Below are 26,629 nucleotides of genomic sequence, written 5' to 3'. Positions count from 1 at the left end.
TTGAACCTGCCGCCATCCCCGAAAATGGGGGCGTGGTTCAGATGGCGGTGGTGCCGCCGTCGGCGACCAGTTCCAGGCCGTTGACGTAGCTGGAGTCGTCTGAGGCGAGGAACAGTGCGATGGTGGCGATTTCTTCTGGGCGGCCCATCATTCCGCGGGGAATGAGAGATTCGAATGCGGTCTTGGTCGCCTCGTCGAACAATTCTTCCTGTTTGGCGGTGGCGACCTGGCCGGGGGTCAGGACGTTGACCCGGATCTTGCGGTCGCGCAGTTCGTTGAGCCAGACGCGGGCCCAGGCCTGCTGGACAGCTTTGCTTCCCGCGTAGAGGCTCCAGCCGGGAAAGGCACCCAGGGAGGCGTTGGATCCGGTCATGAAGATCGAGCCGTTGTCGTTGATCAGCGGCAATGCCTTCTGCACGGTGAACAGGGTGCCGCGCGCGTTGAGCGAGAAGGCGCGGTCGAACTGTTCCTCGGTGATCTCGCCGAGGACGGCGGGTTCGCCCATCCCGGCGCTGGCCCACAGCACGTCGATCGAGCCCTTTTCCCGCTTGACGGTGTCGTACAAGCGGTCCAGGTCGTCCAGTTCGGCCGCGTCACCCTGGACGGCGGTGACGTTGCGGCCGATCAGCTTGACGGCGTCGTCCAGCGCTTCCTGCCGCCGGGCCTGGATGAAGACGTGCGCTCCTTCCTCGACGAACAGCTTGGCGCCGGCCAGTGCCATGCCGGCGGATCCGCCGGTGATCACCGCTACCTTGCCATCGAGCTTTCCCACGATCACTCCGTTGAATTGATGGAGATCCGAACAGGGCGATTGAATGCCGAACACACCGAATTCCTGTGTCGAATTCGCTCGGTCTCCATTAACGGTGCCATTGGTCTGAGCAGGTGTCCAAGACTTCTTTTAGCCGTGGTGATACCTTGGAGGCATCACCAGGCGGGAGGCGCCATGGATCTGGACCTGCGCAAACTGCGCTACTTCGTCGCCGTGGCCGACCGGTTGCACTTCGGCCGCGCCGCCGACGAGCTGCACATCGCGCAGCCGGCGCTCAGTCGGCAGATCCGCGCGCTGGAGCAGGATCTCGGCGCCCTGCTGTTCACCAGAGATCGCCACAGCGTGGCGCTGACCGACGCGGGCCGGCAACTGCTGGCCGACGCCGGCCCGCTGCTCGCGTCCGCGCACGCCGTCCGCCGCAGGGTGACCGTAGCCGCCCGCGGCAGCCGTCGGCTGGCGGTCGGCTTCCGGACCGGCATCCCGGTCATCCCGGCGACGCGGGCGTTCGAGGCCCGGCATCCTGACGTGGTCGTGGACGTGCTGCGGATGGAATGGGACGACCAGGCCCCGATGCTGCTCGACGGCCGCGTCGACGTCGGCTACGTGCGGCTGCCCATCGACGAAACCGGCCTGCGCCTCACTCCGCTGTACACCGAGCCGCTCGTGGTCGTGCTGCCCGCCGGTCACCGGCTGGCCGGCAAGGAGGAGGTCACCGAAGCCGACCTGGCCGGCGAGCCGCTGGTCTGGCATGCCGGCCCGAGCACGCAACCCACCCGGCGTCCGCATCCCGACTCCGGGCTCCGGGTGCGCGGGGTGGAGGAGACGCTCGAGCACGTCGCGGCGGGCCGGGGCATCTCGTTCGTGGGGCGTTCAGCGACCGTGTTCCACTCGCGGCCGGACATCAGCTATGTGTCCATTCCGGACCTTGCGCCCGACCAGGTGTGCCTCGCGGTGGCGGCATCGCGCACCTCGCCACTGGTCGACGACTTCGTCGCCGCGGCTCAGGCGACGGCCGAGATCACGGCAGAATGCGGGACCCTCGACTCGGCTTGAGCCTCGGCCCCGTCATCCGCGTTGTCGGCGGGCACGCGAGGCAGCCCAATCGCGCAGGCGTTCGGCGATCTCGATCTCGTGGCCGTTGTGGGTGGGCTGGTAGTACGTCTCGCGGTCCATGCCGGCCGGGAAGTAGTCGGCGCCGGAGAAGCCGTCGGTGGTGTCGGGGTCGTACTGGTAGTCCTTGCCGTAGCCGAGGTCCTTCATCAGCCGGGTCGGGGCGTTGAGGATGTGGGCGGGCGGCATGAGCGAGCCGGTGCGCCGGGCGGCCTGATGTGCCGCGTCGAAGCCGCGGTAGACGGCGATGGACTTCGGGGCGGTGGCGAGGTAGACGACTGCCTGGGCGATCGCCAACTCGCCCTCAGGCGAGCCGAGGCGTTCGTAGACGTCCCAGGCGGCGAGGGTCTGCCCAACCGCGTGCGGGTCGGCCATGCCGATGTCCTCGCTGGCGAAGCGGACCAGTCGGCGGGCCACGTACAGCGGGTCCTCGCCGCCGTCGAGCATGCGGGCGAGCCAGTACAGGGCCGCGTCCGGGTCGGAGCCGCGCATCGACTTGTGCAGCGCGGAGATCAGGTTGTAGTGGCTGTCCTGTGCCTTGTCGTAGAGCGGGGCGCGCTGCTGGATGTGGTGGGCGAGCGCGGTGGTGTCCAGGGGTGTCGCGACGTCGGTGAGGGCTTGGAGCTGTTCGGCCATGTTGAGGAGGTAGCGGCCGTCGCCGTCGGCCATGGCGATCAGGGCGCGGCGGGCGTCGTGGTCCAGGGGCAGCCGGTGGCGGGTGAGCTGCTCGGCGCGGTTGAGCAGTGTGGACAGCGCGGCTTCGTCGAGGCGGGTGAGCACGAGGACCTGGGTGCGGGACAGGAGGGCGCCGTTGAGTTCGAAGCTCGGGTTCTCCGTGGTGGCGCCGATCAGGACGATCGTGCCGTCCTCGACGTAGGGAAGGAAGCTGTCCTGCTGGGCGCGGTTGAAGCGGTGGATCTCGTCGACGAACAGCAGGGTGCCCTGGCCGACGTGGCGGCGGTTTCGTGCGGCGGTGAAGACCTTCCGCAGATCGGCCACGCCGGAGAAGGTGGCCGAGACCGATTCGAAGGTCAGGTTGCTGCCCTCCGCGAGGAGCCGGGCGATGGTCGTCTTCCCGACGCCGGGCGGCCCCCACAGGATGACGGAGCCGAGGTGCTGCTGGGTGACCATGCGGCCCAGCGGGGCGTCTGGGGCCAGCAGGTGGTCCTGCCCGACGACGTCTTCGAGCCGGGTGGGGCGCAGGCGGTCGGCGAGTGGCCGGGCGGGCTCCTCGTCGAAGAGCGGCAGGGTCGGTTCGGTCGGTTTCATCGGACTCTCGGGTGGGAGGCGGGACGTGTGCGGGCATGGCGAGCGTTGCACGCGACACCGACAATCGCGGGCTCAGCCAATCGGGGGAAGCTCGCGTCACTCAACGAGACGGGTGACCTCCTGGCCAGGTGACGTCAACTCTTGCGGCGGCGAGGCGCTGCCGAACGCGGCGGCGCTGATCGCATGTGGTCGCGCACCGGCGCCAGCAGTTCTGCGAGGGCGTGAACATCATCGCGCGACAGCGGTTCGAAGAGCAGCCCGCTGACGACCTCGACGTGCCCGGGCAACACCGCCGCGAGCAACGTGCGTCCGGCATCGGTGATGGTGACCGTGACGCTCCGCTCGTCGTCAGCGGACGGTGAGCGTTCGACCAGACCCGCCTTCTCCAGCAGTCCCACTTGATAGGTCAGACCGCTGCGGCTGTAAACGACGCCGTCGGCCAGGTCGGTCATGCGGTGGCTGCCCGTCGGCGAGTCCCCGAGTCGCGCCAGCAGTTGGAACTGCACGTAGCTCAGGTCACCAGCTTCCTTCAGCTGCTGCTCGACCGCGTGGCGCAGCAGGCTGGTCACCTCGACGAGGGCGAAGTAGGCGCCGAGCTGGACGGGGTCGAGCGACGGCGGTGAGTCGGGCATGGCCGCAGCCTACTGCTTCGAATTCGAAGGAGCGCTCGGGGAACGCTCCGCCAAGGAGTGCACGAGTCGAGAAGCGCTGGAGACAGGTGAGCACTGCAGGACATGGCGGCCTGACAGCGGCGCACACCAGGGTTCGACATCCCGCTGTCGTTGCTCGCGGAAGCCGCCGAGATCTCCGGCAACGTCCTGCTCGGCCCTCCCCGCTGATCCCAGGCCATGACGTGCCGCACGTCACTTTGCTTCGAATTCGAAGCAGGTCTACTCTCAGGTCCAGGTGCTTCGAGTTCGAAGCAAACAACGAGGGAGAGTTGCCATGAAGGCAGTGCGTTTCCACGAGTTCGGCGGCCCCGAGGTCCTGCGGTACGAGGACGTGGAGCAGCCCGTCGCCGGAGCCGGTGAGGTCCTGATCCGCGTCACGGCCACGACGTTCAACCCCGTCGAGGGCAACATCCGCCTGGGCGTCATGCAGGGCCCGATCCCTGTCGAACTGCCGCACACCCCCGGCCTCGACGTCGCCGGCACGGTCGACGCACTGGGCGAGGGCGTCGAAGGCTTCGCGGTCGGCGACGAGGTCGTGGGTTTCCTGCCGATGACCAAGCCCGGCGCGGCGGCCGAGTACGTCATCGCACCGGCCGTCGCCCTGGCCCTGGCTCCCAAGAGCATCCCGCTGGCCGACGCCGCCGCGTTGCCACTGGTAGGCCTCACCGCCTACCAGGCGCTCTTCGACCACGGTCAGCTCAAGGCCGGGCAGCGCGTGCTGGTCAACGGCGCGGGCGGACCGGTCGGTGGCTACGCCGTCCAGCTGGCCAAGGAGGCCGGTGCCCACGTGATCGCCACGGCGAGCCCGCGCAGCGCCGAGGCCGTGCGGACCGCCGGTGCCGACGAGGTCGTCGACCACACCACCACCAGCGTGCTCTCGGCGCTGACCGAGGAGGTTGACCTCGTGCTCAACCTCGCGCCGGTCGACCCGGCGGTCCTGGCCGAGCTGGTCACTGTGGTCCGTCCTGGCGGAGTCGTCGTCAACACGACGATCTGGATGCCCGCGCCGACCGACGAAGACCGCGACGTGCGCGGCATCAACCTCTACGTCCGCAGCGACGCCGAGCAGCTGGCGAAGCTCGTAGCGCTGGTCGACTCCGGCGACCTGCGGGTCGACGTCGCCCAGCGCGTGCCGCTGACCGAACTGCCTGGGATCCACGCCCGGGCCGCGACGGGCTCGGTCCGCGGCAAGGTCGTCTTCCTCGTCTCCGGCGTCTGACAACCCACAACAGAGAGAAGCAGACCATGTCACTCGTGCTGGATCCCGAGATCGCCATCGCACTTGCTCCGATGGCCGGAGCGATGGCGGACGCCACTCCTCCGGCCGTGGGCGACGTCGAGGCGCGCAGGGCCATGTGGGAGCCGATCATCGCCGCCGCCGGAACGGCCCAGCCGATCCCGGCCGACGTGACCACCACCGACCACCACGCCACCGCGGACGACGGTGCACGGATCACGATGCGTTGGTACACCAAGGAAGGCGCGACGCCAGGCCCGGCCGTGCTGTTCTTCCACGGCGGCGGGTACATCTTCGGCCACATCGACCTGTTCGACGGGCCGGTCTCCCGGTACGTGTCCGCGAGCGGCGTGCCGATGCTGTCCGTCGAGTACCGCCGGGCGCCCGAACACCCGTTCCCCACCTCGCTCGAAGACGCTTACACGGCGCTGCGCTGGCTGCACGACAACGCCGCCGAACTGGGCGTCGACCCCGCCCGAATCGGCGTGATGGGCGACAGTGCCGGAGGCGGGATGGCGGCGGCACTGTCGATCCTCGCCCGTGACCGCGGCGGCCCGGCCATCGCCCGTCAGATTCTGATCATGCCGATGCTCGACGACCGCACCACCGAGGTCGACCCGCACATCGCGCCCTACGCGTTGTGGTCTTACGACGACAGCCTCACCGCGTGGCCCGCGCTGCTCGGCGACGCCGCCGGCGGACCCGACGTCCCGGCTACCGCGGCACCCGCCCGGCTCGAGGACGCGTCCGGCCTGCCACCGGCCTACGTCGAGGTCGGCCAGCTCGACGTCTTCCGCGACGAGGACCTGGCTTACGCGACGAAGCTCAGCCGCGCCGGCGTACCGGTCGAGTTCCACCTGCACCCTGGCGCGCCGCACGAGTTCGACTCGATCGCCTTCGACTCGGACGTGGCACGGCGCGCCGTCGCCGACCGCGTCCGAGTCCTCAGGTCGATCTAGTAGTGCTCTGTCAGGTGTTGCTGACCTGGGGTCTTGCTGTGGGCGCTGGGGTCTGGACGGGTTGTCGGCAGGTGTGGCGGATGCCGGTCCAGACCGCGAGAAAGGCCTGGAGTTCGCGCAGGACCGCGTAGGGGCTCAGGCCTGCGCAGGGGCTTTGGGGTGTGGCGGAGCTGGATGCAGATGGCCTGGGCTGCGGCAGCGAGGGTGACGTGGCGGTGCCAGCCCAGCCAGGAGCGGCTTTCGAAGTGGTCCAGGCCGAGGCCGTCTTCGAGTTCGCGGTAGTGCTACGTGAGCTCCAGCAGCCCCCGGCGCACCGCCTCGGAAACGGCCGCCGCCCGGTTGTCGACACCCAGTTTCCGGTAGACGCGCACCAGGTGCGTCTTGACCGTGGCCTCGCTGAGGAACAGCGACTGCGCGATCGAACGGTTGCTGTGACCGTCCGCCATCAACCGGATGACTTCCTTCTCGCGCTCGCTCAACTCCAGCGGAGGGGTGACCACTCGGCCGACCAGGTGCCCGACGACCTCGGACGCGAGGCCGATGCCCCCGGTGGCGGCCTCGCGCACGGCGCGGAAGAGCTCTTCTGGCAGTCCTGCCTTGAGCACGTAGCCGCGCGCACCGGCCTGCAACGCGCGGACGACGTCGGCGTGTCCGGAGTAGCTGGTCAGCATCACGACCGCCGTGCCGGGCAGCTCGGCGGTCAGCATGCGGACTGCCTCGACCCCGTCGATGCCGTGTTCCGCGTTTCCGAACCGCAGATCCATCAGCACGACGTCGGGCCTCAGGCCGACAGCAATCCGCACGGCCTCGTCGCCGCTGCCCACCTCTGCGACCACGGTGAAGTCGGGTTCACCTTCGAGCAATGCCCGCAGCCCGGCCCGCACGACCGTGTGGTCGTCGGCGATCAGCAGGCGCAACGGGGTGACGGTCATGAGACCGCTGCCGTCAGGCGAGGAACGGCGGCCACGACCCGGGTGCCCCGACCAGGTGCGCTGTCGACGTCGAGGTGTCCCCCGCACTCGAGCAGCCGAGCCTGAGCCGAGTGCAGGCCGAAGCCTCGGCCCGTTCCGGATACCTCACCGGTGAGCTCGAAGCCGGCGCCGTCGTCGCGCACCTCCAGCTCGACGCGCTCTTGCTGCTGGCGAAGGATCACCGTCACGGTGGTGGCGTGTGCGTGTTCGCGCACGTTGGCCAGCGCGCTCTGCGCCACGCGGAACAACGTGGTGGCGACCTGTTCGTCCAGGCCGGGGCGGTGCGGCCCAACGGCGCGAAACTCCACGCGCTCGGCGGTCTCGTTCTGCCGCGCACGGTCGCACAGCAGGCGCAGTGCGCCCGCGAGTCCGGCGTCAGCGATCTCGGGCGGCGTGAGGTCGGTGATGATGCGCCGGGTCTCGGCGAGACCCGCGCTCAGACCGTCGGCGACCATGCGGACCTGGGTGCGCGCGACATCCGGTTGCCCCTCCCAGTTCCGTTCGGCCGCCTGCAGCAGCATCACGCCGCCGGACAGTTCCTGGGCGAGTGTGTCGTGCAGATCCCGGGCGATGCGGGTGCGTTCCTCCAGCACACCGGCCCGGTGCTGTTCCCGCACCAGCACGTCGCGCGTGCCGCGCAACTCCTCCACGAGGCGCTGCCGCTCCTCGGCGTCCCGTTGCTGGGCCCAGTACAGGGCCACGGTGCCCCAGACCGCCACCACGGGGATCAGCACGACCTCGAGGTCGAACCCGCCGGTGGCCCAGACCAGCCGGGCGACCAGCACGGTGGTGATCGCTCCCACCGCGACCAACGCCCCGCGGCGGCCGAGCACGCGCAGGACCGCACACGCCAGCGGCACGGCGCACCAGACGTACGCAACGGTCAGGAACGGCGGGGTGAGCGCGAGAAGGGCTGCCCAGAGCAGGATCAGCGCCACCACCCAGCCGTGCCTCGCGAGCGGGCTCAGCGTGGAGCGCAGTGTCATACCTGCCGCGTACACGGCGGCGAGCGCCGAGCTGATGGTCACGATCTGCCAGCACAGTGCGACGTTCAGGTCCACGAGCCGGACCGTCGCGGCGCACACGATGATGAAGAACACGAGGTGCGGAAGCAGTTCGAGAACTGTCCGGCTTCGATGTGCCGACAGCGGCGGCCGGGCGGACCCGCGGTCGGACAAAGCAACCCCCGGGGATTGTTGCTCCACTTAGGACCAGCGAAGCCCCAGTGTATCCACCCGTGGTGTGACCGAGGTGAAGAGCGAGGGCCACCGTCAGCGGCCCTCGCCCTTCACCATCAGGCGCCGGGACGCAGTCCGGGCCATCCGGGCGTGGGGTCGCCCTTGACCTCACCGAAGTACAGCGCGAAGGTCTGCTTCCAACGCTCCACCTCGGCGCGGTCGGCCATGAATCGCGGGAAGCCGTCGACGTGCGCGTTCGGGTACTTCCAGATGGGCTTCAGGCCGGCCGGCGGGGTGACGTCCGTCCGCACCGACCAGCCGTTGAACGACGCCTGTTGCTGGGTGAGGGACAACTGCCAGTTCAGGTACAGCTTGGCGGCGGTGGGGTTCTTGGCCTGCTTCAGAATCGCGGCCCGCTGACCCCAGGCCATGAACGGATGCCCGTCCGCGGCCACGAACCTCAGCGGCGACGACGGCGGCGCCACCAGTGAGCCGGCACCGCCGATGCCGATGGCCTTCTGCCCGGCCGCGACCGCCTCGCCCGGCGAGTTGCTGCCGCGGCCGAACCGCACGTCCTGAGCCGCCAGCTTGGCCACCCAGTCCCAGCCGTAGGTCTGGGCGTAGAGCGAATAGAGGTAGAGCACGGCGTCGTCGTCGTGCGGGTACGACGAGGCGATCTTGCCCTTCCACTTCGGGTCGACGAGGTCGAGGGGCGTGCGCGGCGCGTCCGAACCGACGGCCGCGGGCCCGTACATGAAGCTGAAGGCGATCGCCCCGACGGCGACCCAGGCGCCCTCACGATCCTTGAAACCGTCGTGCACCTTCGAGAACCCGGCGGGCTTGTAGTGCAGCAGGCGCCCCAGTGCCTTCCACCGCACGAAGTCCTGCAAGGTCTGCAGCTGCACGACGTCCGGCACGACGGTGCCGGTGGCGAACTGGTTGTCGAGGCGGACGTCGTGGTACTTGCTGTAGTCCACGATCAGCGTCAGGTCGATGCCCGGGAAACGGGCCTTGAACGCCGCCTTCGTGCCGTCCTGCTGGGTCGGGGTGTCGCCACCGGCGTAGATGGCGAGCTTGCCGCCTTCCCCGAGTGCGGCCTGGTAGAGCTCGTCGAGCGTCCTGTTCTCCTCGGGCCCGGCGGTCTGCGGTGTCCCGGCGGTTTCCGCTGACCCCGCGGCACGCCCGAGAGCACCGAGGCCGAGCGCTGCGCCGGCACCTGCGGCGAGGACACGTCGTCTGCTGAGCGAGCTCGACACGGTGAAACCCTTCTGTCCCAAAGTCAGCCTGTTCGACGATGCCCATCATGTTGCGGTCGGAAGATCTCCGCGTCATCCGTGCGGAGCGTCATCGCAAGCGGAGGATCGAATCCGGGTTCAACCGAACGATTGAACGCGGCACGCCCAGGTCGGCTGGAGTGCTCATGCGGCCTGGAGGGCGGGGCCGAGGAGGAGTCCGCCGTCGATCACGTACTCCGAACCCGTGATGAACGACGCGTCCGATGACGTGAGGAACAGGAGAAGACGGCTGACTTCGGTCGGCTCCCCGAGCCGGGGGATGGCGAACGGCTCGGGTGAGTAGAAGTCGGCGATCGCCGTGGTGGCGCCGGCTGCTGGTTCGTGGATGAAGGGGGTCGCGATCACGCCGGGGTGGATGGTGTTCACGCGGATGTGGTCGCGGCCGAGCTCGAGCGCCGCGGTTCGGGTGAGGCCTCGCAGGGCCCACTTGCTGGCGACGTACGGCGCGTAGTGAGCCGTGCCGCCCAGGGCCATGGTCGAGGCGATGTTGACGATGGCTCCCCCTCCTGCGCGGCGCAGAGCGGGGGCCGCGACCTTGATGCCGAGGAAGGTCCCTGTGAGGTTGATGTCGAGGATGCGCGACCACGTGGCCTGGTCCGTGTTTTCGATCGTTGCGGGAGGGTTCTGCACGCCCGCGTTGTTGACGAGCACGTTCAGGGCGCCGAAAGCGCTCTCGGCGGCCAGTACAGCGGCAGACCACGAGCCCTCGTCGGTGACGTCAAGGTGCACGAAGCGTGCGCGGGTCCCGAGCTCGTCGGCTAGAGCGGCGCCGCGTTCTGCGTCGATGGCGCCGATCACCACGTTCGCTCCCTCCGCGTGGAAGGCGCGCACGTGGCTCGAGCCCTGGCCGCCGGTCCCACCGGTCACGAGCACGGTCTGGTTGTCGAAGCGGGGCATCAGATTCCTTAGACGGCCAGTGGTGAGTCGGGCGACTCACCATCCGGCTCGACACTAGGTCGGTGGCAATGGCGAGTCAAGCCACTCACCTCGTATGCTCGGGCCATGAGCAAGGTCGTGATGACGTATCACCAGCGCGTCGCCCAGGAGAAGCGCGCGCTGATCGTGAAGGCCGCGACCGCGCTGTTTCTCGAGCTGGGCTACGACCGGACGTCGCTGGCGCGGATCGCGGAGAGCTCGGGCGTTTCGCGGGCCACCTTGTTCAAGCAGTTTCCGACCAAAGCCGCCCTGTTCGACGCCATCGTGACCGAGTCCTGGTCGACCGCCGACGAGGAAGATCCTCCGCCGGCGGGCAACATCGTCGACGGACTCGGCATCATCGGTCGCCGTTACGCCGCGCTGCTGGGCCGTGCCCAGATGACCGACCTGTTCAGGATCGTCATCGCCGAGCTGCCGCGGTTCCCCGAGCTGGCCCATGCGCAGTTCTCGCAAGGGAAGATGCCCTACTTCGAGTCCGTGCGCAGCTACCTCGTGGCTGAACGCGAGGCGGGAACGGTGCGGGTCGAGGACGTGGACCTCGCAGCCACCCAGTTCCTCGGCATGATCTCCAACTACGTCTTCTGGCCGACACTTCTGGTGCCGGGCTGGGAGGTGAGCGCCGAACGCGTCGCTCAGGTGGTCGACGAGGCCGTCCGCACCACCGCCGCCCGGTACGCCGTGACTGGACCGGGGGCGTCCACCGACGACTGAGTCCGCCATCGCGAAGCGGACGAAGCGAGTTCGCCTCGTCCGCTCTGACGCACAGCCCGTCAGGGGCAGATTCGCGGTTTCAGTCCGATCGTGATGCTGACCGTGGAACCGACGTTCACGATGGTGCCCGCTCGCGGGTTCTCGCGCATGACCTGGTTGATGAAGTTGCACGTGGGGTCGACAGCCGACCCCACGACGGCCGACAGCCCCGCGGCCTGCAGGGTGGCCCGAGCGTCGCTCGCCGAGAAGCCGATCACGTCAGGCACCGCCACCTGGGTGGCGAGGGTGAACGGGGTGGTCAGCTGCCGGGAGTCCTGGTCGAGCGACTTGTTGTTGACCTGCATGACGAACGACGTGCCGTCCGAGAAGAACAGGGTCAGCCCGTAGTTGAAGTGCCAGGTGTCGTTCCCGTTGGGATCTATCGAGATCCGCACGGTGCCGGAGCTCAGCATGGCGGCGGTGACACCGGTGTCGGTCCGCATCATGAACGGCCCGTGGACGCTGTTGTCCTTGTACTCGGTGCCGAAGTCGCTGAAGTCGCTGGCGACCCGGCCGGACGGCGTCTCCACCTGTGCCCGCACGAGCGTGTCGAAGTCCTTGTTGTCGTTGCCGGTCGTGAAGGTGACGGCAGCAGCCGAGAGATGCGCGTCCGGCGCGGTCCCGTTGGCCACAGCTGGTGCGGCCCAACCGATCTGGCTCCCAATGCCGAGCAGCATCGGCAGGGCCATGCCGATCACCGCCAGCCCGCGTAACGTCGATTTCATCGCGAAAGTCCTTTCGTCGAGTACGTCGCAAGGCGACGCTAGGACCGAGCGATTGCAATCCATCGACAATCCGTCGACAGCGCGGAGGTCCTGCTGCCTCGCGACCGCAGGACCTCCGCCCGTTCAGCACCGTCTTCTCATTGACCTGGCTGAAGAGTGGCGACCGGGCAGGTCGGCGCGACGTTCCAGCGGTTGCCGGTCGACACGATCGACGGCGGGAAGCCGCCCGGTGCCCGTTGTGAGCACTGCAGCGAGCGGATGGCGCCGCGCGAGGAGTTGAGCGCGACCGTGACACCGCGGAACGGTTCGGGGCGCGAGTCGAGCCGGACCGCCGCGAAGTAGGGACTCGCGCCGGTCACCGTGTTGCCCGTGATCATCGCGTCCTCGATCGGACCGTTGATGCCCTGCAACGTGATTCCGGAGCCGTCGGGGGCGGCTTCGGTGAACGTGATGTCGTTGTCGCGAATGCCGATCTCGTGCACCGACTCGCCGTAGATCGCGTCCGCGTTGCCGTCCAGGACGATCGTGTTGCCGCTCACCGTCACCTGGGCCGGGATCCCGCCGCTGTGCGGGGTGATCCGGATGCCGGGACCGGACACGCCGTGGCGCCGGATGATGTTGCCGGTGATCTTGTCGCGGGTGGCGACGTTCTGCGAGTCGACGACGCCGGCCCCGGTCGACGCCGTCACGTCGAACGTGTTGCCTGTGACGACGACGTCCTCGGTCCGGTAGAGGGCTAGTCCCTTGCCACTGAACGTGTTCCCGGTGACCGTGACGTGCCGGTAGCTCGACACCGCGGCACTGGACGTCACCTTCGAGTCGGCGAAGGAGTTGCCCTCCAGCCGCAGGCCGTCGTCCCACTCGCCGCCGGTGGCCTCCGCGTCGAAGGCGGTGTCGCCGATCTGCTCGCCGAAGTGGTTTCCCAGTACCGCCAGGGAGAACACGTTGCGCTGCACGCCGATCCCGGAGCGAGCGCAGTTGACGAACGACCCGCCTGTGATCGTCACGCGCCTGACCGCCGTGGCCGGGGTGTTGCCGAGCAACCGGATGCAGTCGCCCTTGCGCGCACCTGGTGTCGACGGGTGCGCGAAGACGACGTCCCGCACCGTGACGTCCGTTACCGGCATCGAGCAGGTTCCGTTCGCCGTCGTGCACACGCCGGAACCGATCGCGATCGCGTGGGTCTGCTCGTCGGTGTTGGTCGTCGCCGAGGTGTCGATCCTGAGCCGCTCCACGGTGATGTCGCTCGCCCCGGGGTCGATCGAGATCACCGCGACCGCACCTGCCTGCTGGTCTCCCGCCAGTTCGAGCACCGTGCCCGGCCCGGTGCCGCTGAACGTCACGTGCGCTGCGTGCGTGGACAGCGCCGCGGCCCGGTTGTAGGACCCCGCGGGCGCGCGGGTCACCCGCCAGCGCCCGCTGCCCAGGCACACCGTGCCGCCACCCGCGGTGCTGGCAGCGTCGATGGCGGTCTGGATGGGCACCCGGTCGTCCGCGCCGTCGTCCGGCACGGCTCCGAAGGCCACGGGGTCGAAACACCCGCCGGCCCCCGAGCCGGCCTTGGACCCGGCCGCCTGCACGGCGACCGCCGTCCCGATCGACAGCGCGGCGATCGCCGCGGTCACCAGCAACACCCGTCGTTTGTCCATGCGGCCACCGTTGCAGGGCCCGTCGACAGTTCGTCGACAGTGAACGCGTGACTCAAGCCGGGGTGAGGGGAATGTGCACGCGTACGTCGTCGAGTCCGGCGAGAGGCCAGGCCACGATCAGGTCGAGCAGGTCGCCGTGCGGGCGGTTCAGCGTGAACTCCTGGAGGCTCGAGAAGGTCTGGTCTCCTCCGGAGAAGGAGCCGTCACCCGGCGGAATCCAGATCGCCTCGTGCCCTTGGACGACTGCCACGGACGGACCGCGGTGCGCTCGGATCTGCGCCGGGTCGTCCATCTCGGCTGACGTCCTCCGCCGGCCGTGGAACGCGTGGGGGTTGATCGCGTCCGCGGAATCGTGCTTGGCGAATCCGCGCAGTTCCATGGACAGCATCGAGTTCGCCTCGATCAGTCGAGTGAGCACGACGGCGGCGCGGTGATCGTGGCGGAGCAGTACCCGGGGTGGCGCGACGTTCGTGCCCGCTTCGAGGGCCGGTGAGGCGTGGTGGTCGCCGGCACGGTGGGTGAGCCCATCAGGCACGGGACGAACGTCCAGTGGTGCCTGCCAGATCGAGGTCGTGGCTCGCTCGACGGTGGTCCGGTCGGGCAGCGGCAGGGGGATGACGGTTTCCGGGAAGCCGATCTCCGGCCAGGCGAGCACGAGCGACATCTGGTCGAACGACGGCGGAAACCGGAACACAGAGCGGTAGGTGGGACCGGACGTGCCGAGGTAGTAATCGCCACTGCTCGACATGGAGGACGTGGCGAACTCCCAGCGCACGCGGCCGGCGGGATCGAGCAGGCCGACGCGCAGGTCGATGCCCTCGTCGTACTCCGGCAGCAATCGGCGCGGGGCGACCGCCGGTCGGCTCGGAAGCTGGCGGATGTCCTGCTGCCTTTCGGTGGCACTACGACGATCCAGCGGATGGCGGGCCAGTAGTTCGATCTCCAGAGCCGAGAGCCGGGACACCGCGCGCACGACACCCACGGTCAGTTCCGGTCGACGCACCAGCATGCCGCCCGGATGTGCCACGGCGCCCAAGGTCTCAGTCGTGTCCACCGCTTCACCATCCCACGCACGCCGTGCCCGCGGTCGGGCTTTGCGCTCAGGAGGCAGGCTGGTCGTCGTGCCCGGTTCGGGTGGCCAGGACGGTCTCGCCGTTGTCGGCGACCCAGCGCATGAGTTGGCGCAGTGGCTTGGCGAGGCTGTGGCCCGTGTCCGTGAGCGCGTAGCTGACCCGTGGCGGGATCGCCGGCTCGACCGTGCGGTCGACCAGTCCGTCGCGGGTGAGCAGGCGCAGCTTCTCCGACAGCACCTTCTCGCTGATGCCGCCGATGTGGTCACGCAGCTCGTAGAACCGCAACGGGCTCTCGGCCAGCTTGACCAGGATCAGCGGCGCCCAGCGGCTGGTGATGTCGTCGAAGATGACCCGGCCAGGGCAGTCGCTGTGGAACAGATCACTGTGCCGATCAGGCGCACGCCGCTTGGCCTCAACATTTTCCCGCACGTCAGGAGCTTACAAGAAAGTAAGTCCTTACTTTGTGTAAGCCCGGGTCCTAGCGTCGGCTCTCGTTGGCACACAAGGAGGACTGATGAGCACAGTGGCACTGGTCAGCGGAGCGAGCCGCGGTATCGGCGCGGCGATCGCGCGCAGCCTGGCACGCGGCGGACACCACGTGATCGTGAACTACCACCGCAACGCCGACGCGGCCAAGCAGGTGGTCGCCGACATCGAGGCGGCCGGTGGCACCGCCCAGGCCGAGCAGGCCGACGTGTGCGACGACGCGCAGGTGACGGCGCTGGTCGACCGGGTCCGCGCCGAGCACGGGCGCGTGGACGTGCTGGTCTGCAACGCGAACACGGTCCAGCCGCCGTTCGAACCGCTCGCGTCGCTGCCGTGGGACGCCTTCGTGGGCAAGGTGGCCGGTGAGCTGGCGGGTTCCTACCACCTGACGCAGCGAGTTCTGCCGATCATGCGCGAGCAGCGCGCCGGCCGGATCATCTACATCTCCAGCACGCTCGCCGACGAGGTCGGCATGCTCGCCGCGCACTCCACCGCGAAGGCGGCGCTGAACACCTTCAGCCGCCATGTCGCCGCGACCGCCGGACAGCACGGCGTCACCGTGAACACCCTCGCGCTGGGCCCGGTGAACACCGACGCCACAGCCAATTTCTTCGACGACGACCGCCGCGCGTTCTTCGCACAGCGGTCGGTCCACGGCCGGATCCTCGAGCCCGAGGACATCGGCGCCGCGGTCGCGCTGCTCGCCGCGGACGGCTTCGGCTCGGCGACCGGCCAGGTGATCCGGCTCGACGGCGGCTTCGACGTGCTCGACCAGCAGCTGAAGGCGTCCTGACCTCAGGAGACCAGCGAGAGGCTGCGGCGGGCCGGTTCGGCGACGGGAGTGGGCTCGGCGGAGGGGACGACGACCTCCTCGCCGCCGATCTCGCGGGTGATCCAGGCGCCCGACTCCACCATGACCTTCAGGGTGCGGGTGTCCATGGCGTTGATGCGGCCGTAGTACCACTCGTCGGTGGCCAGCGAACCCATGCGACCGGTGAGGCGCTTCTTGATCTCGATCACGCGCTCGAACAACGTCTGGACCAGCTGAGCGCGGTCGAACGGGCCCTGCAGGCCCTCGCGGATGCGGTCCTCGATGCCGCGCGGGATGCCTTCGGAGTCGGGCATGAGCATGGTGGTCCAGGCGCGCGACTTCTCGCGGTACTGGAGCTGCTGCATGATGCCCTCGTGCGCAGCGAAGTCTGCGGCGCGGAAAGCCGAGCCGCGCCAACGCTTCTGCAGGTTCACGGCCAACGACAGAGCTGACTTCAGGCCCGTGTTCAGGCCGCGACCGGGCCAGAAGTGCAGAGAGTTCGCGGCGTCGCCCAAGAGGAACCCGAAGGTCGAGGGCGCGAGCTGAGCCGTGAACTTCGACATCTGCTGCATGCCCAGGGTGAACGAGTTGATGCCGACGACGTCCGCCGCGCCCACGCCGAAGAAGCGCAGGCCGTCGAGGATCCGGGGCCACAGGTAGGAAAGCTTGTCGACGGACGGCTTGAAGACGGCCCGGTGGCGGTCGCACACAAAGCGGCCGTTGTGAGGACGCATCGCGCAGCCGAACTTGCCGATGCACGCGACCGGGCCGTTTTCGCCCAGGGCAACGATTTCGGAGGCTTCCTCGGCGGTCAGGCGCATGTTGATGAAGCCGCCGCCGAGCGAGTTGAAGAGGAACCTGTTCTGACCCACGGTCAACGGGACGGTGTGCTCGTCCGGGACCTTGGCGTTCACGCGGATGCCCAGCACGCGCTCGTCCAGCGGAGAACCGTCCACTGAGAACAGTTCGCGGCTCGGCGTGCCGAAGAAGGAGGACAAGGACTCACGGGTCGCGGAACGGGCGCCGTCCGCGATGGCGAGCACGTGCAGCCCGTCGAAGCGGTCGGGCTTCTCGTAAGCCTGCGGGAGGAGCTCGATGCCGTAGGTGTCCTGGGCCATGGCGAGCAGCGCGTCCTCGATCCAGCGGATCTTGATGTTGCGCGGGCGGCCCTTGGACTCCGGGGAGTCCGGCCCGAAAGGCCACATCTCGGAGAACTTGCCCGGCGCGAACAGGCGCTGCTGGACAGCGGTCGGGAGGGCTGACCAGACGTTGCTCTGCAGGGTCACGACCTGCTCTCGGCGGTTGTTGCCCTCCTCGGCGCCTCGCCACACCACGCGGTCGCCGCGGCGCATCCAGCGCCGGTCGTACACGCGGATCGAGACCTGGTCGCCCAGCAACGACTTCAGCGTGCAGGCGAAGGCGAGACCGACCGGGCCGCCGCCCGCCACGTCCACGCGCAACGGCTTCGTGCGGCGCAGCTGCGTGATCGACGCACCCTGCTTCGGCAGCAGCACCGTCGGGCCGATCCGGCCGATCAACACCGTCTTCTCGTCAGCCATGGCCCCGTCCCCCTGATGATCCCGTTCGACTGCGGGAACACGTGGTGAGACGGTCAACGGTTCAACGAAGTTCCAGGAAGTTTCTCCAAGCGGCGGAAGAGAAGGTCAGGACGCCTCCGGACGGGTTCTTCGAGTCGCGGACGAGTGCGTCGTGGGCCAGTGACACCTCGACGCAGTCCCCGTCCTCGGCGCCACCGCTGTAGCTGCTCTTACGCCATGTGCGTTCCTGCGTCATCGAGTTCCTCTCGCGGTTGGCCGGCGTACTCCGCCAGCACCCGCCGCGATTGTTCCGCATCCAAGGCGACCTGGGCCAGGCGGTCGAACAGCAGCCGAGTCCTCACGATGGCACCTGGATCTTGGATGAACACGTTCGCCAGATCGGTCTCGACGAACGCCACCGACAACGCCTTGTCGAACTCCCACAGCGTGCAACTCGACGCGATCACGGCGGTGTCAGCGGGGATGATTCGGACCATCCACGCACTGCGCAGCAGCCGGGTGTACTGCTCATCCATGACCCGGTCGTCGCCAACCCGCGTCCGCAATGCGTGCTCATGGATGTAGAACAAGCAAGTCGGCCGATTGTGTCGCCGCAGGACCGCCTGACGATCGGTCCGGCACTGCACCAGTGCTGGGATTCGTTCCTCGGTCACCAAGCCGGCGATTCGGTAGACACCTTCGGCGTACTCCGGTGTCTGCAACAGGCCCGGCACCGCCTGCGCGTCGTATCGGGTGACCGTCTTCGCGGTGGACTCGGCCATCACGAGCGTGCGCAGGTTGTCGGGCACCTGCACGATGTACTCCTCGAACGCGTTGCGGTAGCGCCGCTTGAAGTCCTCGAAGAAGTCGATGTCCTTGCCGCACATGGACAGGTACTGAACGAGGTCGATCTCGCTCGGGCGGAACTTGCCGCGCTCGACGGTCGAGACCTTGCTGGGGTCCCAGCCGAGTTTGAGGGCGAGCGCGTTGCCGTTCAGCCCGGTGCAGGTCTCACGCAAACGGCGGAGTTCGTCGCCCAGGTCCCTGCTGTAGGCAGTGGATGGAGTAGTCGTGGCCATGCCGTCGACGCTAGAACTTGCTCTTCGAGCAACCCAGATGCTCATTCGGGTGAAAACAAGGTTCCCGATCATCAGGAAACTGCCAGGAATCTCGCAGCCCGTCTACAGCTTGGCAGACGACGATCCGTGCCCATGACTCGACGTCGCAGATCCTTGTTGATCAACGGACTGCTGGTGGTGGTGCTCCTCGGTGCCGGCGTGGCCGGCTACCTGGTGTTCTTCGGTTCCTCCGGCAACGCTCAGCCCGCCGCCGCGCGCACCGCCGCAGCCGCGAACCGCGACGTCAGCGAGGTGGTCACGGCGTCGGGGACGGTGCAGAGCTCCTTCAGCGCCGCCGCGTCGTTCGGGGCGTCCGGCACGGTCACCGAGATCGACGTGAAGGTCGGCGACGCGGTCACCAAGGGCCAGACGCTCGCCAAGCTCGACTCGACGCAGGCTCAGCTGCAGGTCGACATCGCGCAGGGCAACCTCGACGCGGCCTACGCGAAGGGCACCGGCACCACGGCGCTGCTCACGGCGTACCGGCAGGCCGAGCTCGCGCTCAAGCAGGCGCAGGACACGCTCGCCTCGACCACGCTGACCGCGCCCGGCGACGGCACGATCACGTCGATCACCGGCTCGGTCGGTCAGAAGGTCGGCAGCAGCAACGCGTCAAGCAGCAGCAGCACCGGATCCACGACCAGTAGCACCACCACGACGCAGTCCGGGTTCGTCGTCGTGACGGATCTGAAGAACCTCGTTCTGCACGCGAACGTCTCGGAGTCCGACGTCAGCAAGCTCAAGGGCGACCAGGCCGCGACCGTCACGGTCAACGCGATGCAGGCGCAGCCGATCCAGGCCAAGGTCGCGCAGGTCGACCTCACCCCCACCACGTCGAACAACGTCGTCCAGTACGGCGTGACGCTCGCGCTGACCTCACCGCCGGACGGGCTGCGGCCGGGTCAGTCGGCAAGTGTCGAGATCACCGTCGCCGGGGCGACCAACGTCCTCGCGGTGCCGGCAGCGGCCGTGCAGACGGTCAACGGTGCCAGCTCGGTCCAGGTGATGGAGAACGGCGCGGAGACCCGCAAGACCGTCGAGATCGGCGTGCGCGGCGACCAGTACGTGGAGATCAAGACCGGTCTGACCGCGGGCGAGGAAGTCGTGCTGCCGCCGGTGACCACCTCGACCAACCAGAACCGCACCGGCCAGCAGCAGGGCGGCCAGTTCCCCGGTACCGGCGGCGGCAACCGCAACGGCGGCGGCTTCACCGGGACCGGTCGATGAGCCCGGTCATCGAGGTCGGAGACCTCCGCAAGACGTACGGCTCGGGTGACACGGCCGTGCACGCCTTGAGAGGCCTCGATCTCACGGTCGAGAAGGGCGAGTACATCGCGATCATGGGCGCGTCCGGGTCGGGCAAGTCGACGCTGCTCAACATCCTCGGGTGTCTCGACGTGCCGACGTCCGGCAAGTACCTGCTCGACGGCATCGACACCGGCGACTTCGACGAGGAGCAGCTGTCGTTGCTGCGCAACCGGAAGATCGGGTTCGTCTTCCAGTCCTTCAACTTGGTGCCGCGCACCACGGCACTCGCCAACGTCGAACTCCCGCTGGTGTACGCGGGAGTTCGGCGTGCCCAACGTCGGGAGAGGGCGCTGGCGGCGCTCGATCTCGTTGGTCTGAAAGACCGCACGCACCACCGTCCCAACGAACTGTCCGGAGGTCAGCAGCAGCGCGTCGCCATCGCGCGTGCGTTGGTCACGTCGCCCGCGATCGTGCTCGCCGACGAGCCGACCGGAAACCTCGACACCGACTCCAGCCGCGAGGTCCTGGGCATCCTGGACCGGCTCAGCGCCAGCGGCCGCACGGTCGTGTTGATCACGCACGAGGACGAGGTCGCGGCCCACGCCATGCGCACGGTTCGCGTGGTGGACGGCAAAGTCGCGGGGGTGCTGGTGTGAGACTCTTCGAAATCGCCGCCTTCGCCGTGCGCGGCCTGACCGCGAACAAGATGCGGTCGGGGCTCACGACATTGGGCATCCTGATCGGTGTCGCGTCGGTGATCCTGCTGATCGCGGTCGGCAACGGCGCGTCGAGTGCGGTGCAGCAGAGCATCGCCGGGCTCGGCACGAACATCCTGACGATCAGCCCGCAGCGCGCCCAGCCCGGCAGCACCGTCAAGCCGCTGACCACGGCGGACGCCGCCGCGCTGGTCGGCTCCGACTCCCCCGACGTCAAGTACGCGTCGCCGGTCGTCTCGGCCCAGGCGACCGCAGGCTACGGAACGACCAGTTACGCGATCAGCCAGTTCATCGGCTCCGACCCGCGCTACTTCGAGACCACGAACAGTGCTGTCGCGCAGGGGAACCTGTTCTCCGACAACGACGTCCAGCAGGCCCGCAAGGTCGTGGTGATCGGTGCCACGGTCGCCACGCAGCTCTTCCCCGGGATTGATCCGATCGGGAAGTCCATGCTGGTCAACAACATCCCGTTCACCGTCGTAGGAGTGCTGGCGGCCAAGGGTTCCAGCGGGTTGCAGGACGCCGACGACATGGCCGTCGCGCCGCTGACGACCACGCAGAACGCGTTGACCGGCTACGGCAGCCTCACCCAGATCGTGGTGCAGGCTCGAAGCGCCGACGCGTTGCCGAACGCCCAGGCTCAGGTGACGACGATCCTCAACGGCCGGCACAAGGTCACCCAGACCGCCGACTACCGGATCCTCAGCCAGGACCAGCTGCTGACCGCGCGCACCGCGACGACCGAGACGTTCACCGTGCTGCTCGCGTCGGTGGCCGCGATCTCGTTGCTGGTGGGCGGAATCGGCATCACGAACATCATGCTGGTCACCGTCACCGAGCGGATCCGCGAGATCGGCATCCGCAAGGCCGTCGGCGCGCCGCGGTCGTCGATCCTCGGCCAGTTCCTGATCGAGGCGACGCTGCTGAGCCTGTTCGGTGGGGCGCTGGGCGTGGCCGCGGGGCTCATCGGCAGCCAGTTCACCATCGCGGGCATCAAACCCGTGCTCGTGCCGTCGTCGGTGCTGCTCGCGTTCGCGGTGTCGGCGTTGATCGGCCTGTTCTTCGGCAGCTACCCCGCCTCGCGCGCGGCGAAGCTCCGTCCCATCGAAGCTCTCAGGCACGAATAGGAGTTCTTGTGACCAACCCACTCGACCAGCCGTTGGAGAACGACATCTCGACGGAGCTGGAGGAGCGCAAGTCCGGTGTCGGCAAGACCACGATGATCCTCGGTGTCGCGGTGCTCGCCATCATCGCGTTCGTCGGCGGGGTGTTCGTGCAGAAGTCCTTCGGCTCCACGCAGACCCCGGCCCGCCAGAACGCGGCCGGCCGCCAGTTCCCCGGACGCGGTGACGGCAGCACTCCCCCGTCGGGCCAGAACCGGCCCAACGGCGGCAACTTCGGGCGCGGCACCATCGGCACGATCGACCACGTCGACGGCACCACGGTGTACGTGAAGACCCAGAACGGCCAGATCGTCAAGGTGTCCACTTCGGACTCCACGAAGGTGCAGATCACCTCCGACGGCAAGCTGACTGATTTGAAGGCCGGTCAGCAGGTCGTGGTGCAGGGCCAGGCGGGTTCGGACGGCACAGTGACCGGGCAGACCATCACGCAGCGGCCCGCCACCGGGTGATGCAGGATCTACGCGTGGAACGTGGCCGGTTGCTCGTCGTCGAGGACGAACCCAGCATCCGCGAACTGCTGTGCGCAAGCCTGCGGTTCGCGGGGTTCACCGTGTCCAGCGCGGCGACCGGCGGCGAAGCTCTGACGGCTGCTCGCTCGGAGGCACCGGACCTGGTGCTGCTCGACGTGATGCTGCCCGACCGCGACGGGTTCGAGGTGGTGCGGCGGCTGCGTGCCGGCGGCGCGCAGGTGCCGGTGATCTACCTGACCGCGCGCGACGGCTCGGACGATCGGATCACCGGGCTGACGGTCGGAGGCGACGGGTACATCACCAAGCCGTTCAGCCTGGAGGAGGTCATCGCGCGGGTGACGGCGGTGCTGCGCCGCACCCGGCCCGGGCACGAGAGCGAGCAGCTGACCTGCGGTGATCTGTCGCTGGACGTGGAGAGCCACATCGTGCGGCGCGGGTCGCGGGTCGTCGAGCTGTCGCCGACGGAGTTCCGGTTGCTGCACTACCTGATGCGGAACTCCGGGCGGGTGTTGTCGAAGGCGCAGATCCTGGACCAGGTGTGGTCGAGCGACTTCGACGGGGATGTCGGGGTGGTCGAGTCGTACATCTCGTACCTGCGGCGGAAGGTTGATTTGGACGAGCCGCGGCTGATTCACACCGTCCGCGGACTCGGATACATGATCCGCCCTTGACCTTTCCTCATGAGGAGGTACTACGGCTCGCGCCGTCGAACTTTCTGCTTCATCACCGACTGCCCGCCCGGAGTGCTCCGTTGAGGTCTTACACCGGCTCCACAGACTGCCACCGCCAGCCCGGCGGCCAGGATGTTGCGTGCCGCGTTGACGTCCCGGTCGTGGGTCGCTCCGCAGCAGCTACAGGTCCAAGTACGTACTTGCAGAGGCATCTCTGCCGTGAGTTCGCAGCAGGTCGAGCACAGCTTGGAGGACGGAAACCAGCGATCGACCACGATCACCTCTCGCCCGTACCAAGCCGCTTTGTACTCCAGCATCTCTCGGAACTGTCGCCAGCCAGCGTCGCTGATGGCGCGGGCGAGGCGGCGATTGCCGACCATGTTGGACACCACGAGGTCCTCGATCACGAGCGTTTGGTTCTCACGCACGAGCCGAGTAGTGATCTTGTGCAGATGATCGTTGCGGCGGCCAGCGATCCGAGCATGGATGCGCGCGACCTTGATGCGGGCCTTTGCCCGGTTACTGCTCCCCTTCTGTTTCCGGTACAACGACCGTTGGGCTCTTGCCAGGGCGAGGCGATCGCGGCGTTCATACCGCGGATTGGCCACCTTCTCCCCCGTGGAGAAGGTGAACAAGTGATCGAGTCCCAGATCGATTCCCACAGCGGAGTCTGCGATCGGAAGCGGAACGATGTCGGCGTCCTCGCACAACAGAGACACGAACCAGCGTCCTGCTGCATCCTGCGACACCGTTACGGTGGACGGCACAATCCCTTCCGGCAACGGTCGGGACCAACGGATGCACAACGGCTCGGACATCTTCGCCAGCTTCAGTTCGCCAACGCGCCAGCGGAAGGCCGACCGGGTGTATTCGGCCGAAGCTCTCGATCTCTTCCTCGATTTGAAGCGTGGGAACCGGGCTCGTTTCGCCCAGAAGTTCGAGAATGCCGACTGGAGGTGCCGCAGAGTCTGCTGCAACGGCACCGCCGACACCTGGTTCAGATACGCGAGTTCGTCGGTCTGCTTCCGTGCAGTCAACAGCGCGGACGTGGCGTCATAACCAACACTCTCCCCACGCTGCGTCCACGCCTCGGAGCGAGCTTGCAACGCGAGGTTGTAGACCTTGCGGACACACCCGAACGTGCGCGACAGGTCCTCTGCCTGCGCCTTTGTCGGATAGAAGCGGTACTTGAACGCACGCTTCACCTGTGTGCCCACCATTCGGAATTTAGCGCATTGATCTGGAGCCAAACGTCGATGGGGCCCCGATTTAGCTTCGGGCGAAATACCACTCACAGCGCTGAGGACCGCCCATGACGTTGCGCGTGCGGCTGGTGGTCGTGCTCGTCGCCCTGGTCGCCGCGGGCCTGTTCGGCACGTGGCTCGTGGGTTCGAAGGTGATGGAGAACTACCTGCTGCACCAGCTCGACTCACGCCTGGACCGTGCTGCGGCGGTCGCCCGGCCGTTTCCCGGGCGGGAGAACATGATCCTGCGCTCTCCCGACGAGGTGTTGTCCGGGACGCCGTTCGAGGGGCTGCCGGCGTATGGGGAACTGACGGCCGGAGAGCACGTCACGGTGGGCACGCATCGGCTCGTGATGCGCCAGCTCGACGGCGCGGAGCTGGTCGTGGCGACGGACCAGACCGAGGTCGACAAGGCGGTCGACGACCTGCGGGTGGCGTTCCTGCTGATCAGCCTCGGGGCGTTGATCCTGGTCGGGATGGCCGGGTATGTGCTGGTCAGGTCGTCGACACGGGCGTTGGAGGAGGTCGAGCAGGTCGCCGGGGAGATCGCGGCCGGTGATCTTTCGCGACGGGTGCCGGTGCGGCGGCCTGGCAGCGAGGTCGGGCGGCTGGCTTCGGCGTTGAACACGATGCTCGGGCAGATCGAGCAGGCGTTCGCGGTGCGGGTCTCGTCGGAGAACCGGATGCGGCAGTTCGTCGCGGACGCGTCGCACGAGCTGCGGACGCCGTTGACGTCGATTCGGGGGTATGCCGAGCTTTACCGGCAGGGTGCGGCCACGGATGCCGCCGAGGTGTTGCGGCGCATCGAGGACCAGGCTCAGCGGATGGGCGTGCTGGTCGAGGATCTGCTGCAGCTGGCGCGGCTGGACTCCGCGCAGCCGCTGGTGTTGTCCGATGTGGACCTGGTGGTGCTGGTGACCGACGCGGTGCACGAGGCACGGGTGCGGGATCCGGAACGGACCGTGTCGCTGACGCTGACCGGTCCGGTGGTGGTGAAGGGCGATGAGGCTCGGATCCGCCAGGTGCTGACGAACCTGCTCGACAACGCTTTGACGCACACGCCGGCGGGGTCGCCGATCGAGGTGCGGCTGACTGATACCGCGATCGAAGTGGCTGATCACGGGCCGGGGATGCCTGCTGATCAGGCGTCGCGGGTGTTCGAACGGTTCTACCGCGCGGATTCCGCTCGTGGGCCTGGCGGAACGGGGTTGGGGCTCGCGATCGTGGCCGCTTTGGTGGCCGTACACGGCTGGCGGATCGAACTGGACACCGCGCCGGGTGAGGGCGCGGTGTTCCGGGTGCTGCTAGGGGCGTGACCAGTCGCGTTCGTAGTGCTCCGCGGGGAAGTCGCTCGGGCTGGAGCCGGTCGCGCGGGCGTGCTCGATCTCGGCGGCGTAGCGCTCGTTGCGGGCACACCAGGGCGCGGCCGGGATGTACATGACGTTGCCCCAGCCCTTCTGGTTGGTCACCGGAGCGACGCTGTGGATCATGTCGCAGTGCCACCAGACCGAGTCGCCGGCCTTGACGTCCGGGATGCCGCTCAGGGCTTCGACCAGGAGCGAGTGGTACTTGGGGTTGACCGGGAAGACCTGGTTCACGGTCACACCGCACATGTCGTCGTCCGGGACGTCGTCGAGCAGCGGGCGCAGCATCAGGTAGGCCATGGCGCCGGGGATCGGGGCGGTGTGCAGGACGCCCTGGTCGTGGTCCATGTCGGACAGCGCGGTCCAGCCCTGGAACGTGCGGAACACCGAGCACATCGTGGTGCCGGGGTACTGCGGGCCGGTGGTGCGGTGGGCGGCGTCCCACGGGTCGTACTGCTCGACCGTGCCGTTGAAGAGGTGCCGGAACGCCTGCTGGTACTCGGCCGTCATCCAGAGGTCGAGCGTGCCGGGGTCGAGGTGCGTGCCGAGGCCGCTGGAGTTCGCGCCGGGTGGGCGGCGGCGGATGCGGTCGGGGTACTGGACGTCGCGGTCCGGGTCGAACCAGCCGTCGCTGTGCCACAGGCTGTTGAGGAAGCGTTGCACCGTGGCCATGCGTTCGTGGCCGCGTGCCTCGGTTTGTGCCGCTGACCAGTAGATCGGGTAGATCTCGGGCTTCGAGCCGACGCTGCCGAAGAAGTCGTCGCCGGGGCCGCGGTACTTCTCGAAGAAGTTGTTGCTCTCGACGTAGTCCACAATGGACTTGTCCCAGGTGAGCGCCTGGTCGCGGTCGAAGTGGTTGCGGACGACGAGGCAGCCGCGGCGTTTCAGGAGGTCCGTCGGCGCGGTTCCGGCCTCGATGTCGGCGTAGTCGATCACCGGCCAGGCCTGGCCCGCCTTGACGTCGTCGACCTCCTGGCGGATCTGCTTCTCGACGACCGCGAACACCTCCTCGACGGTCCGGCCGGACGCTTCGATGTTCGCGCGGATCGCTTTCTTCACCTCGCGGATGGCTTTCGGCAGGTCAGACGGGGTTGTCTCCCACTGCGGCAGCACGGCAGCTCCTTCCAGTAAGACGTCCTTACTTGGAACCATAGGCGTGTCGCAGGCTTGTAGGCAAGGCCTCT

General features: G+C 68.1%; 27 protein-coding genes. 11 read left to right on the top strand and 16 right to left on the bottom strand.

Annotated features, from left to right (window positions below; translation table 11 throughout):
• Window positions 1-37: 37 nt before the first annotated feature.
• The gene (locus tag ABZ345_RS00345; protein ID WP_359842220.1) at window positions 38-772 is read right to left on the bottom strand and encodes an SDR family oxidoreductase; all 735 of its coding nucleotides are present in this window, start codon (window positions 770-772) and stop codon (window positions 38-40) included.
• A 174-nt stretch (window positions 773-946) separates the two neighbouring features.
• On the opposite strand from ABZ345_RS00345, the gene ABZ345_RS00340 reads away from it, so the two are divergent.
• Window positions 947-1,825, top strand: coding sequence for a LysR substrate-binding domain-containing protein (locus ABZ345_RS00340; protein WP_359841350.1), 879 nt, complete (start codon window positions 947-949; stop codon window positions 1,823-1,825).
• A 12-nt stretch (window positions 1,826-1,837) separates the two neighbouring features.
• Here ABZ345_RS00340 and ABZ345_RS00335 read toward each other — a convergent pair whose 3' ends face one another.
• Together ABZ345_RS00335 and ABZ345_RS00330 are read right to left on the bottom strand one after the other, a co-directional pair.
• Window positions 1,838-3,151, bottom strand: coding sequence for a replication-associated recombination protein A (locus ABZ345_RS00335; RefSeq protein WP_359841348.1), 1,314 nt, complete (start codon window positions 3,149-3,151; stop codon window positions 1,838-1,840).
• Between the two features lie 134 nt (window positions 3,152-3,285).
• Complete coding sequence (locus ABZ345_RS00330; protein WP_359841346.1) at window positions 3,286-3,783, bottom strand: MarR family winged helix-turn-helix transcriptional regulator; 498 nt, start codon at window positions 3,781-3,783, stop codon at window positions 3,286-3,288.
• Window positions 3,784-4,096: 313 nt separating this feature from the next.
• Between ABZ345_RS00330 and ABZ345_RS00325 the strand changes: the two genes are divergently transcribed.
• Both ABZ345_RS00325 and ABZ345_RS00320 read left to right on the top strand, forming a co-directional pair.
• Complete coding sequence (locus tag ABZ345_RS00325) at window positions 4,097-5,041, top strand: NADP-dependent oxidoreductase (protein ID WP_359841344.1); 945 nt, start codon at window positions 4,097-4,099, stop codon at window positions 5,039-5,041.
• Window positions 5,042-5,067: 26 nt separating this feature from the next.
• The gene (locus ABZ345_RS00320) at window positions 5,068-6,018 is read left to right on the top strand and encodes an alpha/beta hydrolase (protein ID WP_359841342.1); all 951 of its coding nucleotides are present in this window, start codon (window positions 5,068-5,070) and stop codon (window positions 6,016-6,018) included.
• Between the two features lie 284 nt (window positions 6,019-6,302).
• Here the strand turns inward: ABZ345_RS00320 and ABZ345_RS00315 are convergent, their stop codons facing one another.
• The 4 genes from ABZ345_RS00315 to ABZ345_RS00300 all read right to left on the bottom strand — a co-directional run bounded on the left by ABZ345_RS00315 (window position 6,303) and on the right by ABZ345_RS00300 (window position 10,359).
• On the bottom strand, window positions 6,303-6,950 hold the full coding sequence (locus ABZ345_RS00315; protein ID WP_359841340.1) for a response regulator transcription factor: 648 nt from the start codon (window positions 6,948-6,950) through the stop codon (window positions 6,303-6,305).
• Entirely contained in the window at window positions 6,947-8,194 is a 1,248-nt protein-coding gene (locus ABZ345_RS00310) for a sensor histidine kinase (RefSeq protein WP_359841339.1), read from the bottom strand. Before ABZ345_RS00310 ends, ABZ345_RS00315 begins: the two co-directional genes overlap by 4 nt.
• Window positions 8,195-8,283: 89 nt before the next feature.
• Entirely contained in the window at window positions 8,284-9,423 is a 1,140-nt protein-coding gene (locus tag ABZ345_RS00305; RefSeq protein WP_359841338.1) for an extracellular solute-binding protein, read from the bottom strand.
• Between the two features lie 162 nt (window positions 9,424-9,585).
• Window positions 9,586-10,359: an SDR family oxidoreductase gene (locus ABZ345_RS00300; RefSeq protein WP_359841336.1), complete on the bottom strand. Its 774-nt coding sequence runs from the start codon at window positions 10,357-10,359 to the stop codon at window positions 9,586-9,588.
• Window positions 10,360-10,464: 105 nt separating this feature from the next.
• Here ABZ345_RS00300 and ABZ345_RS00295 point away from each other — a divergent pair, with 105 nt between their 5' ends.
• Window positions 10,465-11,109, top strand: a complete 645-nt coding sequence (locus tag ABZ345_RS00295) for a TetR/AcrR family transcriptional regulator (RefSeq protein ID WP_359841334.1) — start codon at window positions 10,465-10,467, stop codon at window positions 11,107-11,109.
• 59 nt (window positions 11,110-11,168) lie between these two features.
• Here the strand turns inward: ABZ345_RS00295 and ABZ345_RS00290 are convergent, their stop codons facing one another.
• The 4 genes from ABZ345_RS00290 to ABZ345_RS00275 form a co-directional block, all read right to left on the bottom strand.
• Window positions 11,169-11,873 carry a PASTA domain-containing protein gene (locus tag ABZ345_RS00290; RefSeq protein ID WP_359841332.1) on the bottom strand — a complete coding sequence of 235 codons (705 nt, stop codon included), beginning with the start codon at window positions 11,871-11,873 and terminating at the stop codon, window positions 11,169-11,171.
• A gap of 137 nt (window positions 11,874-12,010) precedes the next feature.
• Window positions 12,011-13,522, bottom strand: coding sequence for a right-handed parallel beta-helix repeat-containing protein (locus ABZ345_RS00285; RefSeq protein ID WP_359841330.1), 1,512 nt, complete (start codon window positions 13,520-13,522; stop codon window positions 12,011-12,013).
• A gap of 52 nt (window positions 13,523-13,574) precedes the next feature.
• Window positions 13,575-14,576, bottom strand: a complete 1,002-nt coding sequence (locus ABZ345_RS00280; RefSeq protein WP_359841328.1) for a hypothetical protein — start codon at window positions 14,574-14,576, stop codon at window positions 13,575-13,577.
• A gap of 46 nt (window positions 14,577-14,622) precedes the next feature.
• Window positions 14,623-15,024 carry a helix-turn-helix domain-containing protein gene (locus tag ABZ345_RS00275; protein ID WP_359841326.1) on the bottom strand — a complete coding sequence of 134 codons (402 nt, stop codon included), beginning with the start codon at window positions 15,022-15,024 and terminating at the stop codon, window positions 14,623-14,625.
• Window positions 15,025-15,109: 85 nt separating this feature from the next.
• Here ABZ345_RS00275 and ABZ345_RS00270 point away from each other — a divergent pair, with 85 nt between their 5' ends.
• Window positions 15,110-15,874: an SDR family oxidoreductase gene (locus ABZ345_RS00270; RefSeq protein ID WP_359841324.1), complete on the top strand. Its 765-nt coding sequence runs from the start codon at window positions 15,110-15,112 to the stop codon at window positions 15,872-15,874.
• Between the two features lie 2 nt (window positions 15,875-15,876).
• Here the strand turns inward: ABZ345_RS00270 and ABZ345_RS00265 are convergent, their stop codons facing one another.
• From ABZ345_RS00265 to ABZ345_RS00255, 3 genes are all read right to left on the bottom strand, one after another.
• Window positions 15,877-17,451: a hypothetical protein gene (locus tag ABZ345_RS00265; RefSeq protein WP_359841322.1), complete on the bottom strand. Its 1,575-nt coding sequence runs from the start codon at window positions 17,449-17,451 to the stop codon at window positions 15,877-15,879.
• A 61-nt stretch (window positions 17,452-17,512) separates the two neighbouring features.
• Window positions 17,513-17,686 (bottom strand): DUF397 domain-containing protein, encoded by a 174-nt coding sequence (locus ABZ345_RS00260; RefSeq protein ID WP_359841320.1) that lies wholly within the window; start codon window positions 17,684-17,686, stop codon window positions 17,513-17,515.
• A complete protein-coding gene (locus ABZ345_RS00255) occupies window positions 17,661-18,509 on the bottom strand; it encodes a helix-turn-helix transcriptional regulator (RefSeq protein ID WP_359841318.1) in 849 nt (282 codons plus the stop codon). Before ABZ345_RS00255 ends, ABZ345_RS00260 begins: the two co-directional genes overlap by 26 nt.
• Window positions 18,510-18,641: 132 nt before the next feature.
• On the opposite strand from ABZ345_RS00255, the gene ABZ345_RS00250 reads away from it, so the two are divergent.
• From ABZ345_RS00250 to ABZ345_RS00230, 5 genes are read left to right on the top strand one after another with little or no spacing between them, the layout of a single operon-like run.
• Window positions 18,642-19,775, top strand: coding sequence for an HlyD family efflux transporter periplasmic adaptor subunit (locus ABZ345_RS00250; protein ID WP_359841316.1), 1,134 nt, complete (start codon window positions 18,642-18,644; stop codon window positions 19,773-19,775).
• Window positions 19,772-20,452, top strand: coding sequence for an ABC transporter ATP-binding protein (locus ABZ345_RS00245; protein ID WP_359841314.1), 681 nt, complete (start codon window positions 19,772-19,774; stop codon window positions 20,450-20,452). Before ABZ345_RS00250 ends, ABZ345_RS00245 begins: the two co-directional genes overlap by 4 nt.
• Window positions 20,449-21,639 (top strand): ABC transporter permease, encoded by a 1,191-nt coding sequence (locus tag ABZ345_RS00240; RefSeq protein WP_359841312.1) that lies wholly within the window; start codon window positions 20,449-20,451, stop codon window positions 21,637-21,639. The genes ABZ345_RS00245 and ABZ345_RS00240 overlap by 4 nt, the downstream gene beginning before the upstream one ends.
• Before the next feature lie 8 nt (window positions 21,640-21,647).
• Window positions 21,648-22,145: a hypothetical protein gene (locus tag ABZ345_RS00235; RefSeq protein ID WP_359841310.1), complete on the top strand. Its 498-nt coding sequence runs from the start codon at window positions 21,648-21,650 to the stop codon at window positions 22,143-22,145.
• Window positions 22,146-22,159: 14 nt separating this feature from the next.
• On the top strand, window positions 22,160-22,837 hold the full coding sequence (locus ABZ345_RS00230) for a response regulator transcription factor (protein ID WP_359841308.1): 678 nt from the start codon (window positions 22,160-22,162) through the stop codon (window positions 22,835-22,837).
• A 20-nt stretch (window positions 22,838-22,857) separates the two neighbouring features.
• Here ABZ345_RS00230 and ABZ345_RS00225 read toward each other — a convergent pair whose 3' ends face one another.
• Window positions 22,858-24,054, bottom strand: a complete 1,197-nt coding sequence (locus ABZ345_RS00225) for an RNA-guided endonuclease TnpB family protein (RefSeq protein WP_359841306.1) — start codon at window positions 24,052-24,054, stop codon at window positions 22,858-22,860.
• Between the two features lie 95 nt (window positions 24,055-24,149).
• On the opposite strand from ABZ345_RS00225, the gene ABZ345_RS00220 reads away from it, so the two are divergent.
• A complete protein-coding gene (locus ABZ345_RS00220) occupies window positions 24,150-25,397 on the top strand; it encodes a HAMP domain-containing sensor histidine kinase (RefSeq protein ID WP_359841304.1) in 1,248 nt (415 codons plus the stop codon).
• Here the strand turns inward: ABZ345_RS00220 and ABZ345_RS00215 are convergent.
• A complete protein-coding gene (locus tag ABZ345_RS00215) occupies window positions 25,386-26,558 on the bottom strand; it encodes a YbiU family protein (RefSeq protein ID WP_359841302.1) in 1,173 nt (390 codons plus the stop codon). The genes ABZ345_RS00220 and ABZ345_RS00215 overlap by 12 nt on opposite strands.
• Window positions 26,559-26,629: the final 71 nt, after the last annotated feature.

Origin of the sequence: Lentzea sp. NPDC005914 (assembly GCF_040629405.1) — a bacterium.
In the GTDB taxonomy this organism is placed as follows: domain Bacteria; phylum Actinomycetota; class Actinomycetes; order Mycobacteriales; family Pseudonocardiaceae; genus Lentzea.
The sequence above is the reverse complement of the archived record's forward strand: the minus strand, read 5'-3'. Positions and strand labels throughout refer to the sequence as shown.